At 64.5% G+C, this 16,265-nt stretch carries 14 protein-coding genes; 7 read left to right on the top strand and 7 right to left on the bottom strand.

Annotation, left to right across the window (positions count from 1 at the left end; genetic code table 11):
• Window positions 1-40 precede the first annotated feature (40 nt).
• Window positions 41-727, top strand: a complete 687-nt coding sequence (locus HTIA_RS02605) for an HD domain-containing protein (protein WP_008527332.1) — start codon at window positions 41-43, stop codon at window positions 725-727.
• Between the two features lie 42 nt (window positions 728-769).
• Here HTIA_RS02605 and HTIA_RS02600 read toward each other — a convergent pair whose 3' ends face one another.
• Window positions 770-1,450 carry a LysE family translocator gene (locus tag HTIA_RS02600; protein WP_044950882.1) on the bottom strand — a complete coding sequence of 227 codons (681 nt, stop codon included), beginning with the start codon at window positions 1,448-1,450 and terminating at the stop codon, window positions 770-772.
• 114 nt (window positions 1,451-1,564) lie between these two features.
• Window positions 1,565-2,302 (bottom strand): proteasome assembly chaperone family protein, encoded by a 738-nt coding sequence (locus HTIA_RS02595; protein WP_020935983.1) that lies wholly within the window; start codon window positions 2,300-2,302, stop codon window positions 1,565-1,567.
• A 205-nt stretch (window positions 2,303-2,507) separates the two neighbouring features.
• On the opposite strand from HTIA_RS02595, the gene HTIA_RS02590 reads away from it, so the two are divergent.
• The gene (locus tag HTIA_RS02590; RefSeq protein ID WP_008527339.1) at window positions 2,508-3,416 is read left to right on the top strand and encodes an RsmB/NOP family class I SAM-dependent RNA methyltransferase; all 909 of its coding nucleotides are present in this window, start codon (window positions 2,508-2,510) and stop codon (window positions 3,414-3,416) included.
• Window positions 3,413-3,946, top strand: coding sequence for a DUF7122 family protein (locus HTIA_RS02585; protein ID WP_008527340.1), 534 nt, complete (start codon window positions 3,413-3,415; stop codon window positions 3,944-3,946). Before HTIA_RS02590 ends, HTIA_RS02585 begins: the two co-directional genes overlap by 4 nt.
• A 3-nt stretch (window positions 3,947-3,949) precedes the next feature.
• On the opposite strand, the gene HTIA_RS02580 is transcribed toward HTIA_RS02585, so the two are convergent.
• From HTIA_RS02580 to HTIA_RS02565, 4 genes are all read right to left on the bottom strand, one after another.
• On the bottom strand, window positions 3,950-5,461 hold the full coding sequence (locus HTIA_RS02580) for a DUF790 family protein (protein WP_008527342.1): 1,512 nt from the start codon (window positions 5,459-5,461) through the stop codon (window positions 3,950-3,952).
• Between the two features lie 75 nt (window positions 5,462-5,536).
• The gene (locus HTIA_RS15645) at window positions 5,537-6,007 is read right to left on the bottom strand and encodes a hypothetical protein (RefSeq protein ID WP_008527343.1); all 471 of its coding nucleotides are present in this window, start codon (window positions 6,005-6,007) and stop codon (window positions 5,537-5,539) included.
• On the bottom strand, window positions 6,004-6,570 hold the full coding sequence (locus HTIA_RS02570) for a DUF7342 family protein (RefSeq protein WP_008527344.1): 567 nt from the start codon (window positions 6,568-6,570) through the stop codon (window positions 6,004-6,006). The genes HTIA_RS15645 and HTIA_RS02570 overlap by 4 nt, the downstream gene beginning before the upstream one ends.
• Before the next feature lie 77 nt (window positions 6,571-6,647).
• The gene (locus HTIA_RS02565; RefSeq protein WP_008527345.1) at window positions 6,648-7,997 is read right to left on the bottom strand and encodes a DEAD/DEAH box helicase; all 1,350 of its coding nucleotides are present in this window, start codon (window positions 7,995-7,997) and stop codon (window positions 6,648-6,650) included.
• Window positions 7,998-8,107: 110 nt separating this feature from the next.
• On the opposite strand from HTIA_RS02565, the gene grpE reads away from it, so the two are divergent.
• The 4 genes from grpE to HTIA_RS02545 all read left to right on the top strand — a co-directional run bounded on the left by grpE (window position 8,108) and on the right by HTIA_RS02545 (window position 13,092).
• On the top strand, window positions 8,108-8,815 hold the full coding sequence (grpE, locus tag HTIA_RS02560; RefSeq protein ID WP_008527346.1) for a nucleotide exchange factor GrpE: 708 nt from the start codon (window positions 8,108-8,110) through the stop codon (window positions 8,813-8,815).
• A 159-nt stretch (window positions 8,816-8,974) separates the two neighbouring features.
• Window positions 8,975-10,906 (top strand): molecular chaperone DnaK, encoded by a 1,932-nt coding sequence (dnaK, locus tag HTIA_RS02555; protein ID WP_008527347.1) that lies wholly within the window; start codon window positions 8,975-8,977, stop codon window positions 10,904-10,906.
• Window positions 10,907-11,197: 291 nt separating this feature from the next.
• Window positions 11,198-12,001, top strand: a complete 804-nt coding sequence (locus HTIA_RS02550) for an aldo/keto reductase (RefSeq protein ID WP_008527348.1) — start codon at window positions 11,198-11,200, stop codon at window positions 11,999-12,001.
• A gap of 56 nt (window positions 12,002-12,057) precedes the next feature.
• Window positions 12,058-13,092 carry a phosphate uptake regulator PhoU gene (locus HTIA_RS02545; RefSeq protein ID WP_008527349.1) on the top strand — a complete coding sequence of 345 codons (1,035 nt, stop codon included), beginning with the start codon at window positions 12,058-12,060 and terminating at the stop codon, window positions 13,090-13,092.
• 86 nt (window positions 13,093-13,178) lie between these two features.
• On the opposite strand, the gene uvrA is transcribed toward HTIA_RS02545, so the two are convergent.
• Window positions 13,179-16,160, bottom strand: coding sequence for an excinuclease ABC subunit UvrA (uvrA, locus tag HTIA_RS02540; RefSeq protein ID WP_008527351.1), 2,982 nt, complete (start codon window positions 16,158-16,160; stop codon window positions 13,179-13,181).
• Window positions 16,161-16,265 lie beyond the last annotated feature (105 nt).

Raw genomic sequence — 16,265 nt, 5'->3', positions numbered from 1 at the left:
TGCAAGATGACCGAAACACGCGACATTTGGGGGTGGTTCTGTGGGTGTTGAAATCCGGGAGTCGCCAGTGTCTACGGCGGAGTTCGAGGAGATGAAGCGGTTCGTCCACGACTATCTCGAGGCCAGCGTCGAGAACGAACAGGCCGGCGGCCGGATGCGGTGGTACCCCTGGCACTCGGCGGAGTACCGGTTCAACCACATCCTCAACGTGGTCGACCTCGCGACGGACATCGCTCGTGAGGAGGGGGCTGACGTCGAAGTCACGCGCGTCGCTGCACTCTTTCACGACGTGGCGAAACTCGAAGCCGAGCAGGACGAACACGCCGCGGCCGGGGCACGCATCGCCAAGGAGTTCCTCGACACGCACAGCGACTACCCGCCGTCGTTCGTCGAACAGGTCGTCGCCGCGATCGAGGACCACTCATATCAGGGCGACCTCACCGACCTGCCTTTAGAGACCCGGTGTCTCATCGAGGCCGACGTCCTCGACAAAGTCGGGGCCAACGGGACGGCACTCCTCCTCCTGCGCATGGGCTACGAGTCGCGGTCGCACGTCGACGCCCCCGAGATGGTCGAGCGCGTCACCGAGCGGGGTCAGGACGCCCGCGAGCGCATCGAAAGTGACACCGCCGAGGCGTACCTCCACCGCCGGCTCAAGCGTGCCCGGTGGTTCAGGGAGTGGCTCGAAGAGGAACTCGCAGTGGTCGACGCCGAAAGCGAAACCTGAACAGCAGTTCGCTGTCACAATCTGGGAGCGTCTGGCGGTGAGTTAGCCGACCAGGCCGAGCGTCGACAGTGCGTCGTAGAGGAAAAACACGCCGAACCCAGCCAGGAAGAGCGCACTGAGTCCGGCCACGACCGGCGCGAAGCGATCGATCCGTCGACCCGCACCCACGAGTGTCGCCGGGAACCCGACGATCCAGACAGCGATGCCCGCAAAGAGGCCGACCAGCAGGATCGGCTCGCCCGTTCGGACGACGACCAGGCCCGCGAGCTGGTCGCCGACGTAGGGCGTCTGGGCGAGGACGTCGACCGTCCCCGGCGTGAGCAGGCCGACGCCGACAGTCAGCCAGAAGATGATCTGATAGGGGTTCGTGAGCGCGAGCACGAACGCCCGCCGGAAGCCGCGTGTGCGCGGTCGATCGCCGCTGTCGTCGGCACTCGGCGTCCCCTCGTCGAACGCGATGAACGTCTGATCGATCTCCCGGACGGCATCGGCGGCGAAATACAGCATCAAGACACCACCGATCCCCACCATCGTCCCCTGGAGGAGCGTCGCTTCCTGGACGATAGCGACGACACCGAGCACCGAGAGGACGAAGAAGGTCGCGTCGGCGATCATCGCTCCCAGACCGGCGGTGACGCCGGCCCGGAACCCGCCCACGACGCTCTCTTCTGCGATGACGGCGTTCATCGGTCCGGGTGGCGCGGCCAGCGCCAGCCCGAACAGCGACCCCACCAGTCCCGTCAGTAGTGCGTCGATCACAGTGTTCGACCAGGTTCGGACCAGTCGCCGAAAAACGCTTCGAGACCGCTGGCGTCGGCCCCAGTCGCTGGGAACGCGCTACTGATACATCCCGACGGGTTCGGCCTTCGAACTCTCTTCCTGGGCCTGTTGCATCCGGCGGGCGAGTTGCTGGCGGGTCGCCCGGATCTCCTCGGCCTGTTCGAGCAACGTGTCGGTCTCGACCGTGAGGCCGGTGATCGGCTCGATCGCCGTCTCGATGAGCGTCTTTGCGGCGGCGGGGTCGGGGAACCGCCCCGACGCCTCGACGATCACGCCGAGCGCGTCGACGTCCTGTCGGCTCGCCTCGTAGAGCAACGCGCCGGTCGGGCCGCTGATCGCGCCTCGTTCGTCCGGCGGAGCGATGTCGTGGGCAGCCAGGATATCACCGGCCTCACCCGTCGCGACGCCGTAGGTCGCCCGGTCGTCGTCAGGGTCGGTGGGTCGGCCGCTGAGATAGAGCGGTAGGGCATCGTGCTCGCGGATCCAGCCGGTGAGACACCCCGCGAACTCCTCGGCGGCGTTCGGCGAGACCGGGACATCGCTCTGGAGGACGAGGAGATCGCGGTCCGAGTCGGCGTACAGCCGGACTGCCCCGGTGATATCTGGGTCGTTCTCGTGGTAGATTGCGATGTCGGGGAGCCCCTCGCAGTGACAGGTCGCGTAGTGGGTCATCTCGAAGGTTTCGACGAGGTGATCGGCAGTGATCTTCCCGACCAGGCCGACGCCCGGGAGCCCCTCGACGAGCGTCGGGTCGGAGAGTGCGACGTCCGGTTCGTGGACCGATATCTGTGCCATGGTACCTATTCACTCTTTCGGGGCAAAAACGTAGTGGCCAGCCGACGGGTCGGTCCCGGTCTCCGACGGGTCGGTCCCCGGTCTCCGACGGGTCGGTCCCCGGTCGCCGACAGGTCGCCCTCCAGCCGCCGACGGATCGCCGCCGAAGGGCCGCCGTCGAAACCACGGTCGAAACCGACTAACGAGCCCACGACCAACGCCGCCCATGGACGTACTGGCGCGTTACGAGTCGCTCCTCGAGGACCCCGCCGCGTTCCGGTCAGCCTGCCGTCGGCCGCTGCCGTCGGTCGTCCGAGTCAACACGCTCAAGACGACCGTCGAACGGGCGAAAGCAGCCCTGGAGACCGAGGGGATCGCCTACGAGGCAGTCGAGTGGCACGACGGACTGCTGCGTTTGCCCGACGATAGCCCCGGATCGAACTGGCCGTACGTCCAGGGCTGGCTCCACGGCCAGGAGGAAGTCTCGGCGTTGCCGCCAGTCGTGTTGGACCCCAGCCCGGGCGACCGCGTCTGGGACGCTACGGCTGCCCCGGGAAGCAAGACGACCCAGCTCGCCGCGCTGATGCACGACGAGGGGACGATCGTGGCGACGGACAACAACCTCGGCCGGCTCTCGGCGCTCCGGTCGAACGCCGAGCGCCTCGGCGTCACGAACCTCGCGGTCACCAACGAGGACGCCCGGAATCACTCGTTGAAACCCTTCGACGGCGCACAATACGATCACGCCCTCGTCGACGTTCCCTGTTCGTGTGAGGGGACGATCCGGAAGAACCCCGACACCCTCGATGAGTGGTCGCTGGATCACGTCGCCGGCATCGCCAGCGCACAGAAGGGGATCCTCCGGCGGGCGATCGAGGTCACCGAGCCCGGCGGGACCGTCGTCTACTCGACGTGTACGTTCGCCCCCGAGGAGAACGAGGCCGTCCTCGATTTCGCCCTCGAAGAGACATCAGCCCGGCTCGTCTCGGTCGATCTCCCGCTCGAAAGTCGGCCCGGCGTCACGGCGTGGGACGGCGAGACCTTCGATTCGAGCGTCGAGAAGGCTCACCGGGTCTATCCCCACCTCAACGACACGGGCGGGTTCTTCGTCGCGAAGTTGGAGGTGACAGCATGACCGACGGGAGCGAGGGTGGCCCCGAACTCGGTGAGAACGACGGCGACCGCTTCGACCGCTTGCCGGCGACGGCCGACGAACGAGAAGTCGCCGGCCGTCCCACTCGACAGGACGTCCTCGACTACTGGCAGGAGCGCTTTGGCGTTTCGCCGGAGACCTTCGAAAGTCATTCGTTCTGGGAGCGCGGATCGGGCAAGATCTGGGTGTTCTACGGTGACCTTCCGTCACCGGTCCACGTCGAAGCACTGGGGATGACGTTCCTCCGGACCCGCCAGGAACACTGGAAGCCGACGCTTGAGGCGGTCCAGCGCTTCGGTGACCACGCCGAGTCGAACGTGCTCCACCTCTCCCGCGAGCAGGCCCGGACGTTCGTCGCCGGTGAGGATCAGGATCTCGAATGGGACGGCGACTGGGGCTACCTGATCGTCACCCACGACCTCGCCGGCGAAGTCGAACCCCTCGGCGTCGGGCTGTACGTCCACGGCGAGTTGCGGTCGCAGGTGCCGAAAGGCCGGCGACGCGAGCTGTAACAATCAATCGGAGTTCTGCTCGCGGATCACGCCGCCGCCGAGGCCCTCCCACTCGACGCGATAGCCCAGCCACGAGAGCACCGCACTGGCGTCGTCGATTCCGTACGCGTCGAGAACTGTCTCGGCCCCGTCAAGTGTCATCCCCGCTTCAATCTCGCCCGCCAGATCCTCGAGAACAGACGGTCGAACCAGCGTCCGGCCGACCCGCTCGTGGGCGGGAAAGTTGACCGTCTCGACGGCGTCCTGACTCACGCCGTGAGTCTCGGCCAGTTCCGCGAGCGTGCGTACGTCGGCCTCGGGTTCGAGTTCCGCCGGCAGGTCGGCGACGTTCGCGGCAACGAGATCGGTCTCGTAGCGCCGGAGCGCGTCCCGGACATCCTTCACCCGGACTGAACCAGTGTAGGGGATCGCGCGGTGGTCTCGGGCTTCGATCGCCTCGCCGACGCCGAGGCTCTCGTCGTAGGCGACGAGCAATTCGACGTCTTCGATCGCGTCGAACTGGGCGAGTTTCTTCTCGACGTATTCCGGCGTCCAAAAGCCCATGATCTCGAAGAACACGCGAAAGTCACCGTGGCGGTACTCGAACGCGAAGTCGGGGATGGCGACGCTCGCGCCGGCTTCGAGCGCCTCGGGTTCGCGGAGCAGTTCCCAGGGCAGATCGAGCGACCCAAACCGGGTGGCGAAGTCGGCCTCGACGTCACTGTCGTAGGTCGGCTCGACGACCGGGTCGATGTCGGGGACCGAGACGTCGGCGTCAGTGAGCGTCATCGTCCGCTCTCGTCCGTCGTCGTCGATGGTCGCTTCGAGCCGCCACTCCGCAGTTTTCGCCACGCTACGAAGGAGTCGGGCGAACTGAGTTCCGTATCGGCGCGTCGATTCGAACAGCGCGTCTGGCCCGGTCACGTGGAGCTCTCGCGTCCCGTCGTCCGTCCGGTCGACCTCATACAACAAGCCGAACCGCTTGACGGCGCTGACGAGCGCCTTCGGGTCAGACGAGCGGATCCGGACGGCCGTCGCGTCGAACAGCGCCGTCCCCGCCAGCGACAGGTTGTACTGTTCGAGGAGTGTTGTCGGCGTCCACCCCCGGTCGATTTCCGCGAGAATCTGTCGCGCCTCGAGATCGGCGTACAGCGACGACTCGACGGCGGCGCGGTCGCTCCCCAGGCGATCGGCGGCCTGCCCGAGTGCCTGCTTGCGTTCGTCTTCGGTGACGACGCCCACAGATTCGGCGGCCTCGAAGGCCGCCCGGCGTGTCCGCGCTGGCGGGAGTGGGGCTCGCGTCTCGAAGGTGGCGTCGCGTTCGAGGAGTTTGGCGAAGCCGCGGACGAGTTTGAAGTCGTCGGCCGCCCGTTCTACGTCGGTCAACGCTGCGGTGAGGTCCTCGCGCCGCTCGCCGACGTGACCCTGAAAGACGCCGATTACCCGCGCTGCGAGGTCCCGCTGGTCATCGCCGACGAACTGAGGCTGGTAGCCGCCGCCAGCCCGGGAGACGCGCAGCAGGTCCTTGCTCAGCACGGAGGAAACTTCGTCGGTGGGAGACGAAAAGCCACCGGTGGTGACGACGATCCGTTTCAGCTACGGGAGCAATGTTCAGCTGAGACGGTCCGTAAGCCTATCCAGGACGGTCCAGAGAATTCGAGGGGGTGTCTCCGCCGAGAACGACACCGATTCGTATTGATATGATTCCGCAGACGAGCGTTCCTGATAGTGTAGCTTCCCGTCGACGTGTGGATTCGGCTCACGATGCCAGCCACAATCGAATCCGGTGTCGTCGCTGTAATGGAACACGTATCCCGGATCGTCCGGCATTGGCCACCACGTGACCCGGAGTGTGGCTTCTTCGGCATCGGCACCGAGGATTCCCGGATCAAGGGTTGCACGGAGTTCGCTGACGCTATCCGCTGGACTACCATTGACTCGCTGTACTGCCGGATGGCGTTCGAGTTCGCGTCGGAGCTCCCGAAGAATGCGGTGGCGCTGCTGACCGAGATCGTCTGAGTTACCACCGTCGGTGACGATGAGTGATTCGCGAACCTGAACCGGTCGTCGCGGCGAACTCATACTGTCGCTGTCCGCGTCTCACTGTACTCGTCGTACCGTGAAAGGGCGTCTTCGATCAGTGAGAGACGGTACGCCGTAAGTTCCCAGTCACTCGCGATACGCCGGCGTTCGTGTGCTTCCGCAGCACTCGTTCCGCCCGTAGCCGCCGTGCTACGGAGTTCATCCGGGGAAGCCACGTCGTATTCGTCCCGCCAGGATTCGACGTCTGCTTTGAGATCACCAGCAAGTCCCGCAAGCTCGTCTCTATCGTATTCGGTGACGAGCTCGCGCAGATCACGCGTGCGGACGTACACCGGGTCCGGAAAATACGTGACTGCATCGCCAGTCGTGTCCGTACTGAGGATATGGAGATCTGCGAGGCGTTCCAGGTGTCGACGGGCGGTATTCTCGGCGACGAGTGCGTCCTCAGCGATCCAGGCCGCAGGCCGCGGTTCGGATATCGAGAGGGCAACGGAGCGAACACGGTCGAACGCACTCGTGTGTGCTTTCCAGGCGGCGTCACCGGGGGACTCACTGTTCTCGTCAGCGTCGTCTTTCGTGTTGTCCCGGTCGATCGGCACCATGTGAGTCCATTGGGCCGATAGCTATATAATTGTATTCCTAACTTAAATTATTGATCTCTACGTGGCCACAGCGACGATCAACGCCGACGGCTCGCGACGCGCTCCTCGGCGGTATCGGCACAGACGACCTCGTACAGCAGCGCGCGGCCGCCGTCCTCAGTGGGTCGGAGAATCCGGCCCAGCCGCTGGGTGAACTCCCGCTGGCTGCCGCTGCCTGCGAGCAGAATCGCCACGTTCGCGTCGGGCACGTCGATCCCCTCGTCGAGGACGTTCGCCGTGATGACCGTCGAGTAGGCCCCGGTCCGAAAGCCACGCAGGATCTCCGTGCGTTCGTCGGTCGCCGTCTCGTGAGTGATCGCCGGCCGGAGGAACCGCTCGGAGAGGCGATAGACGAAGTCGGTCGAGGCGGTGAACACGAGCACCCGATCGTCGGCGTGACGATCGAGCAATTCTGCGAGGACGTCGACCTTGCGCTCGGCTGTCCGGACGATCGATCGGGCGCGTTGCTTGGCGAGGAGTGCCTCCCGGGCCGCCGGGTCCGTCCCCGAGCGGATGACGAGTTGGCGGTAGTCCGCGCCGCTTTGCATGTCGATGTCAGATCGGGCGAGGTAGTCGGTGAAGGTTTCCTGATCGCGTTCGTAAGCGGCCCGCTCGTCGTCGGTGAGCGGGACTTCGAGGCGTTTGACGTCGTACGGCGCGAGGTGCTCGCCGGCCAGTTCCTCGGGGTCGAGGCGATAGACGACCTCGCCGATCAGGTCCGCCACGATTTCGTGCGCGCCGTCCGGTCGCTCGAAGGTCGCGGTTAGTCCCAGACGAGCGGGTGCGACGAGCAGTCTGGCAATGTCGCGGTATCCCTCGCCACCGAGATGATGCACCTCGTCGAAAATGACGAGGCCGAAACGATCGCCGATCTCCCCAGCGCGGAGATACGCCGATTTATACGTGGCGACGGTCACGGCTTCGAGCCGCTGGGTTCCGCCGCCGAGTTGGCCGATCGGCACGTCGAACTCCCGCTGTAACTCCCCACGCCACTGTTCCAGTAAGTCGATCGTCGGGACGACCACGAGCGTCGGCGTGCCGAGCGCTTCGATCGCCGCGATGCCGATGACGGTCTTGCCGCTCCCGGTCGGGAGTTCGAGGACGCCACGATCGCCTGCCTCTCGCCAGGCGTCGAGTGCCTCCTGCTGGTATGATCTGAGTTCGTAGGCCGAATCGAGGTCGAGCGTGGAGAGGTCGAGTATCTCGTCGTCGATGGCCGCGCCCGTCGCCTCGATGGCGTCACGGACCGCCGAGTATCGAAATCCTGGAGCTCGCCAGGTCTTCGAACGCTCGTCGCGCTCGGCGTTCGAGAGAGACTCGGCCGTCTCCGCGTCCAGCCCGTCGATCCGGATGGTCCCGTCCTCGTAGCGCAGCGTGACGCGTTCCACGATCCGAGATCAGCCCGCGACGGTCTAAAGCTTACTTCCCAATGTGGGAGTTCCGGCCTCGTCTCCCGGCTTTCTCAACCCTTTTATCCACGAACGAGCATCTATCGGATATGACCGAGACCACGCAGGACGAGGATGGATCCGGCGCGGCCGGAGCTGACGCGGACGGCGAGCGGACCGACGAGCAGATCGCAGCCCTCCGCGAAGCCCAGCTCGAAACTGTCCGGGAGACCGACGCCGAGGAACTCGCCGACGAACTCGCAGCTCAGCGACTCGAAATCGAACAACTCGAGGCAGCACTCGCCGATCTCGAAGAGAAACTCGACGAGAAAGACGCGGAGATCGACGACCTGACGAGCCGTCTCAAGCGCAAGCAGGCTGACTTCCAGAACTACAAGAAGCGAATGAAGGAAAAGCGCGAGGACGAGAAACAACGCGCGACCGAGGATCTGGTCGAACGCCTGCTCGACGTCCGGGACAACCTCAAGCGCGCACTCGACCAGGACGACGTCGCCGACCTCCGGGACGGCGTCGAGTCTACCCTTCGGCAGTTCGAGACCGAACTCGACCGCGAGAACGTCACGCCGATCGAACCCGAACCCGGCGACGAGGTCGACCCCGAGCGCCACGAGGTGCTGGTGCGGATGGACAGCGCCCAGCCCGAGGGCACGATCGCCGAAGTTCACCGCGCAGGCTACGAGATGGCCGGCAAGGTGATCCGGACGGCACAGGTCGCGGTCAGTGACGGCTCGCCAGCGGACGAGGACGAGCGAACCGGGGCGGACGAAGCGGACGAGACTGAATCGACCGAGGAGTGACTGCCGATCACGACCTGTGGATCGCTACTTCATTATAAAGCCCCCGACTACGTCCGGCTGTTGATCGAAAAACCGCAATACGTGAGCCGTATCGTCTGAACCGCTCGTTCGCGCTATCTAGTAATGTTTAACCGGGACAAGCCGGTACGTGAGCACAACATGGCGAGTAACAAGATTCTCGGTATCGACCTCGGAACGACCAACTCGGCGTTCGCGGTCATGGAAGGTGGCGACCCGGAGATCATCGTCAACAGCGAGGGCGAACGGACGACGCCCTCGGTCGTGGCGTTCGACGACGGCGAGCAACTCGTCGGCAAGCCGGCGAAGAATCAGGCCGTCAAGAACCCGGATCACACGATCCAGTCGATCAAGCGCCACATGGGCGAGGAGGACTACACCGTCGAGCTAGACGGCGAGGAGTACACGCCCGAGCAGGTCTCGGCGATGATCCTCCAGAAGATCAAACGCGACGCCGAGGAGTACCTCGGCGACGAGATCGAGAAGGCCGTGATCACCGTCCCGGCGTACTTCAACGACCGCCAGCGCCAGGCCACGAAGGACGCCGGCGAGATCGCCGGCTTCGAGGTCGAGCGCATCGTCAACGAGCCGACGGCGGCCTCGATGGCCTACGGCCTCGACGACGAGTCCGACCAGACGGTCCTCGTCTATGACCTCGGTGGCGGGACGTTCGACGTCTCGATTCTCGACCTCGGTGGCGGCGTCTACGAGGTCGTCGCGACCAACGGCGACAACGACCTCGGTGGCGACGACTGGGACCGCGCGATCATCGACTGGCTGGCCGAGGACTTCGAAGAAGAGCACGGCATCGATCTCCGGGAGGATCGCCAGGCCCTCCAGCGGCTCAAGGACGCGGCCGAGGAAGCCAAGGTCGAACTCTCCTCCCGTAAGGAGACCGAGATCAACCTGCCATTTATCACCTCTACTGACGACGGCCCGGTCCACCTGGAGACGGACATCACCCGCGCGAAGTTCGAGAGCCTGACGAGTGACCTGATCGAACGTACCGTCGAACCGACCGAGCAGGCGCTCGAGGACGCCGACTACTCGAAGTCGGACATCGACGAGGTGTTGCTCGTCGGTGGGTCGACCCGGATGCCCCAGGTCCAGGAGAAAGTCGAGGACCTCACCGGCCAGGAACCGAAGAAGAACGTCAACCCCGACGAGGCCGTCGCGCTCGGCGCGGCGATCCAGGGTGGCGTCCTCTCGGGCGACGTCGACGACATCGTGCTGCTCGACGTGACGCCGCTCAGTCTCGGCGTCGAGGTCAAAGGTGGCCTCTTCGAGCGACTCATCGAGAAGAACACCACGATCCCGACCGAGGAGTCGAAGATCTTCACCACGGCGGCGGCCAATCAGACCTCGGTCCAGATCCGTGTTTTCCAAGGCGAACGCGAGATCGCCGAGGAGAACGAACTTCTGGGGGCCTTCATGCTGCAGGGCATCCCGCCGGCACCGGCCGGGACGCCCCAGATCGAGGTCACCTTCTCGATCGACGAGAACGGCATCGTCAACGTCAGCGCCGAGGACCAGGGCTCGGGCAACTCCGAGGAGATCACCATCGAGGGTGGCGTCGGCCTGAGCGACGAAGAGATCGAGCAGATGCAAGAGGAAGCCGAGGAACACGCCGAGGAGGACCAGCAGCGCCGCGAGCGTATCGAGGCCCGAAACGAGGCCGAGAGCACCATTCAGCGCGCCGAGACGCTGCTGGAGGAGAACGAGGACGCCGTCGACGACGACCTCCGGGAGGACATCGAATCCGAGATCGAGGCCGTCGAGGAAGTCCTCGACGACGACGATGCGACCACGGAGGACTACGAAGAAGCGACCGAGAGCCTGACCGAGGCCCTCCAGGAGATCGGCAAGCAGATGTACGACCAGGGGGCCGCTGAGGGTGCTGCCGGCGCTGGCGCGGCCGGCGCGGGTGCTGGCGGCATGGGTGGCATGGGCGGCGCTGGACCTGCAGGTGCTGGCGGCCCCGCCGGTGGTCCGGGCGGCGCTGGCGACGACGCCGGCGAGGAGTATGTCGACGCCGACTTCGAGGAAGTCGACGAAAGCGACGAGGACGAGTAACACGAGTCGAGGCGCTTTCGTCGGCTCGAGAGACGAGCGAGGCGAGGTCGACCGGAGGAAGACTTCGATGCGAACGGGGAACGAAGTGACCCGTGAGCGAAGCGAGTCTATCGGTGTCTCGAAGTCCGAGCGTCGTGAGGACTTCGATAGACGAAAGCGACGAGGACGGCGACGACGAGTAGCGGGCGCGGCAGTTTTTCTCCGACGGAACGGGTTGTATTCTCCGAGGGATGACGTGATTTCTCAGCCAGAACAGTAATCCCCATACGTCCCGGTCTCGAAGGAATTTCCATGACGGATCTACCCGACATCGGACTCGGCACCTGGCAAAACGAGGACCCCGAGCAGTGTGCCGACAGTGTCGCTACGGCCCTGGAAATGGGGTATCGGCATATCGACACGGCAGAGATATACGGTAACGAGGAGAGCGTCGGCGACGGGCTGGCGAAGGCCGACGTTCCTCGAGACGACATCTTCCTCGCGACGAAGGTCCACGGCGAGTCGACCAGCCTCAGCTACGACGGCGTGATCGAGACGGCCCACAACAGCCTCGACCGGCTCGGTGTCGAATCCGTCGATCTGCTGTACGTCCACTGGCCGACCGGCGATTACGACCCCGAGGAGACGCTGTCGGCCTTCGAGGAACTCCGCGCGGAGGGCGTCACCGAGCGCATCGGCGTCTCGAACTTCGAGCCCTCGACCGTCGAACGCGCGCTTGAAGTCCTCGATGCGCCGTTGTTCGCCAATCAGGTCGAGATGCATCCCCTTCTCCAGCAGGAGGAACTCCTCGCGCACGCCGAAGAACACGACTATCACCTCGTCGCGTACTCGCCACTCTCCCGAGGCGACGTCTTCGACATCCCCGAGATCACGGAGATCGCCGAGAAGTACGGCGTCAGCGAGGCCCAGGTCAGCTTAGCCTGGGTGCGCGAGAAGGGGGCCTATCCGATCCCGAAGGCCACCAGCGAGGCACACATTCGGGACAACTTCGAGAGTCTCGATCTCGAACTCGAGGACGAAGACGTCGCAACGATCGACGCGATCGACCGCGAGACCCGCCACATCGACTACCAGGCCGCCCCCTGGCATCAGTAGACGGTCGTCGTTCTCATACTCACAATCTTAAGGGAGCGAGCGATCCTAGGACACATATGGATACGAGAAAGGTCCAGCAACTCGGACCCTCGACGCTCGCGATGACGCTGCCCGCGGAGTGGACGACCGAGACCGACGTCGAGAAGGGCGACGAGGTCTCGATCCGGGTCGGCGAGAACGGGACGTTGACGGTCCTCCCCGAGTCCGTCCAGTCGGGAGACACCGAGGCGACGATCCACGCTTCCGGGCTCGACGCCGACGCGGTCGAGCGGGCGATCGTCGCCCAGTACGTTCTGGGCCGGCAGGTCATCCACGTCGAGGCCGACGAAGGGGAGACCCTCGAGAGTGCGCACATCAACGCCGTCTACAACGCCGAGACGCAGTTGATGGGGCTTGGCGTGATCGAGGAGACACCCGAGCGCATCACCGTCCGGTGTTCGGTCGATCCCGGCGACTTCTCGTTGCACAATCTGCTCGAGCGACTGGAGAGTACCGGATCGACGATGCGAAACGAGGCGATCCGTGCACTCGATCACGGCAACCCGGACCTCGCCCAGCGAGCCCTGAACCGGGAGCGCCAGGCCAACAAGATCTTCGTGTTGCTGTTGCGGCTCATCTTTACTGCTCACCAGAACCCCAACGTCGCCCGCGGGATCGGACTCGAAGATGCGTTCCCGCTGATCGGCTACCGGTCTGTCGCGAAGAACCTCGAGCTGGCGGCCGACAACGCCGAGGATATCGCCGAAATCGCGCTCGAAGCCGAGGGTCACCGCCTCGACGTCGACACGGGGACGATGGAACGGATCCGCGACATGGTCGAGAAGGTCGACGAGATGTCAGCCCAGGCCGTCCGCGCGGCGGTCGAACGGGATTACACTGCTGCCAACGAGGCGCGCTCACAATTCCGGGAGATCGACGAGCAGGGGGCCGCTATCCTCGATGGCCTCGAGGAGATGCCCAACGAAAAGGTGCTGGCGGTCCGGGAGGTGCTGGTCGGCCTGCAGGATACAGCCCAGTATTCGGTCCGCAACGCCGAGATCGCGACGAACCTCGCGCTCAACGAGGAATCCGAACACATCACGCTTCGGTGAGGCGATCTGCGGGGGAGGATCGATACGGATTCTGAGGAATCTGTCCCGTGTGATACGATGTCTGTTTTCGTATACGCGACGGACGATCAGTCGTCAGCAGCGGGCGGGGCGGCCTGTTCGCGATCGGAACGGGGCCCGTCGAGGTCGATTGCCGGAAGTAGATCACGCAGGTACTGGCCGGTGTAGGAGCCGTCCGTCTGTGCCACTTCCTCCGGTGTGCCAGTCGCGACAATCTCGCCACCGTTCTCGCCGCCCTCCGGACCCAGGTCGACGAGTCGGTCGGCGTTCTTCACGAGGTCGAGTTCGTGCTCGATGACCACGACCGTGTTGCCGTCCTCGGTGAGGCGATGGAGGACGTCGATCAGCTTGCGCTCGTCTTCGGGGTGGAGCCCGGTGGTCGGTTCGTCGAGGAGATACAGCGTCTCACCCGAGTCCTTCTTGCCGAGTTCCTCGGCGAGTTTCACGCGCTGGGCTTCGCCGCCCGAGAGCGTCGTCGACGGCTGGCCGAGTTTCATGTAACCCAGGCCGACGTCTTCGAGCAGTTCGAGGCGGCGGCGGATCCCGGGGTGGCCCTCGAAGAAGTCGTGTGCCTCGGCGATGGTCATCTCGAGGACGTCAGCAATATTTTTTCCCTTGTAGGTAACATCCAGCGTCTCGGCGTTGTACCGGTCACCACCACACTCCTCGCAGGGCACTTCGACGTTGCTGAGGAAGTTCATGTCGATGGTGACGGTCCCCTGGCCGCCACAGGCTTCACATCGCCCACCTTTGACGTTGAACGAGAAGCGCCCCTTCTCGTACCCACGCTGTTTAGCGAGTTTCGTCTCGGCGAACAGTTCCCGGATGTGATCGAAGACGTCGGTGTAGGTGGCCGGGTTCGATCGGGGAGTGCGACCGATCGGCGACTGGTCGATGAGTCGAACCGTCTCGATCCCGTCGATCCCGTCGATCGCGTCGTGCTCGCCCGGGTTGACGCTCGTGTTGTCGTTCATCTCGCGGGCGAGTCCCTTATAAAGGACGTCGTGCATCAGCGTCGACTTGCCAGATCCCGAGACGCCCGTAATCGCGGTGAACGTGCCCAGCGGAATCTCGACGTCCAGGTCGTCGAGGTTGTGCTGGCGGGCACCGCGGATAGTCAGCGACCCATCGGGATCGCGGCGCTCGTCCGGAACGGGAATCGCCCGGTCACCAGACAGGTACTCGCCGGTGACGGACTCGTCGGTCTCGAGGACGTCCGCGAGTGGCCCGTTGACGACGATCTCGCCGCCCTGCTTGCCCGGACCAGGCCCCATATCGACGATGTTGTCCGCCCGGCGCATCGTCGCGGTGTCGTGCTCGACGACGAGCAGTGTATTCCCGAGGTCGCGCAGTTCCTCTAGGGTGTTCAAGAGTCGATCGTTGTCCCGCTGGTGGAGGCCGATCGAGGGTTCGTCCAGTACGTACAGCACGCCGACGAGGCCGCTGCCGATCTGGGTTGCCAATCGGATGCGTTGACTCTCACCACCCGAGAGCGTCGAGGCTTCCCGATCGAGAGTGAGATACGTCAGGCCGACTTCCTGCATGAACCCGAGCCTGGCCCGGATTTCCTTTAAAATCTCCGTAGCTATCTTCGCGTCCCGTTCGCTCATCCCTTCTTCCATCCCCTCGAAGTGCTCGAGGGCGTCGCCGATCGACAGCTCGTTGACCTCGGTGATCGACGTGCCGTCGACCAGAACGGCCCGCGATTCAGCCTTCAGGCGCGTACCCTCGCAGTTCGGACACGTCGTCGTCGCCATGAACTCCTCGATGTGCTCGCGAGCGCGGTCGGAGTCGGTCTCGACGTGTCGACGCTTGAGGTTCGGGATGACGCCCTCGAAGCGCTCGGTCTTCTCGCGGGTGCCGTTCTTGGTCTGCCACTGGAAGTGGACGACGTCGTCGGTCCCGTAGAGGAACTGGCGCTGGATCTCCGAATCGAGCTCCTCGAAGGGCGTCTCCAGGTCGACCCCGAAGTGTTCGGCGACGTTGTCGAGCTGTCGGGAGTAGTACGTCCGATTGTAGCTCCAGGGTTCGAAGACGTGCTTGAGGGGCTTTTCGGGATCGGTGATCACCAGATCCTCGCTGACTTCCTTTGTCTCGCCGAGCCCTTCACACTCCGGACAGGCTCCGTGGGGCGAGTTGAACGAGAAACTTCGGGTCTCGATCTCGCTGATGTCGATGCCGCAGTGCGTACAGGCGAGGTCCTCGGAGAACTCGACGACGAGCCGATCCTCGCCAGTGATTTCGTCGTCCTCGTCGGAGTCTGTCTCGTCGGCCAGATCACCCGTCGAACGAGCGCTCGCGCCGCCCAGTTCGACACCCTCGGGTGGATCGGGGACGATAACTTTCAGGATCCCGTGAGCTTCTTCGAGGGCTGTCTCGACGGAATCGGTGATCCGGGAGCGAGCGTCGGGGCCGACCTGGACGCGATCGACGATCACGTCGATCGTGTGGTCGTAGTTCTCGTCGAGATCCGGGCGATCCAGGGTCAGATCGTATTCCTCGCCGTCGACCTCGACGCGGCTGTAGCCCTCGCCGACGAGTTCGTCGAAGCGATCCTCGAAGGCCCCCTTCTGGTCGCGGACGATCGGTGCGGCGATCTTGAGCTTTGTCCCTTCTGGGAGTTCGAGGATCCGGGAAACCATGTTTTCGGCGCTCTGCTCGCCCACCTCGCGGCCACACTCGGGACAATGTGGTGTTCCGACCCGGGCATAGAGAAGCCGGAGATAGTCGTGAAGTTCCGTGACCGTCCCCACGGTCGATCGGGGGTTGTTGGCGGCGTTCTTCTGGTCGATCGAGATCGCCGGGGAGAGTCCCTCGACCGATTCGACCTGTGGCTTGTCCATCTGTCCGAGGAAGTTCCGCGCGTAGGCCGACAGCGACTCGATGTAGCGGCGTTGGCCTTCGGCGTAGATCGTATCGAAGGCCAGTGAGGATTTCCCCGACCCCGAGAGGCCGGTGACGACCGTCAGCTCCTCGCGCGGAATCTCGACGTCGACGTCCGTGAGGTTGTGTTGTTCGGCCCCGCGGACCTCGATGACGTCCTTGCTCATTCGGTAGACTCCAGGGGTTGGATCCGTGAAACCCTGTCGGTACGCCCGAGTACGGCGGTCCCGGCAGTTCTTACCGAATCAGTTTGGTACGATTGTTACCCACGC

Source organism: Halorhabdus tiamatea SARL4B (assembly GCF_000470655.1).
Classification (GTDB): domain Archaea; phylum Halobacteriota; class Halobacteria; order Halobacteriales; family Haloarculaceae; genus Halorhabdus; species Halorhabdus tiamatea.
The sequence above is the reverse complement of the archived record's forward strand: the minus strand, read 5'-3'. Positions and strand labels throughout refer to the sequence as shown.

What these genes read in the sequence shown, in the direction of transcription:
- HTIA_RS02595 (WP_020935983.1), bottom strand. Translation starts at nt 2,302, where the DNA reads ATGGCACAGATATCGGTCCACGAACCGGACGTCGCACTCTCCGACCCG.
- HTIA_RS02590 (WP_008527339.1), top strand. Translation starts at nt 2,508, where the DNA reads ATGGACGTACTGGCGCGTTACGAGTCGCTCCTCGAGGACCCCGCCGCG.
- HTIA_RS02585 (WP_008527340.1), top strand. Translation starts at nt 3,413, where the DNA reads ATGACCGACGGGAGCGAGGGTGGCCCCGAACTCGGTGAGAACGACGGC.
- HTIA_RS15645 (WP_008527343.1), bottom strand. Translation starts at nt 6,007, where the DNA reads ATGAGTTCGCCGCGACGACCGGTTCAGGTTCGCGAATCACTCATCGTC.
- HTIA_RS02570 (WP_008527344.1), bottom strand. Translation starts at nt 6,570, where the DNA reads ATGGTGCCGATCGACCGGGACAACACGAAAGACGACGCTGACGAGAAC.
- grpE (WP_008527346.1), top strand. Translation starts at nt 8,108, where the DNA reads ATGACCGAGACCACGCAGGACGAGGATGGATCCGGCGCGGCCGGAGCT.
- dnaK (WP_008527347.1), top strand. Translation starts at nt 8,975, where the DNA reads ATGGCGAGTAACAAGATTCTCGGTATCGACCTCGGAACGACCAACTCG.
- HTIA_RS02550 (WP_008527348.1), top strand. Translation starts at nt 11,198, where the DNA reads ATGACGGATCTACCCGACATCGGACTCGGCACCTGGCAAAACGAGGAC.
- HTIA_RS02545 (WP_008527349.1), top strand. Translation starts at nt 12,058, where the DNA reads ATGGATACGAGAAAGGTCCAGCAACTCGGACCCTCGACGCTCGCGATG.
- uvrA (WP_008527351.1), bottom strand. Translation starts at nt 16,160, where the DNA reads ATGAGCAAGGACGTCATCGAGGTCCGCGGGGCCGAACAACACAACCTC.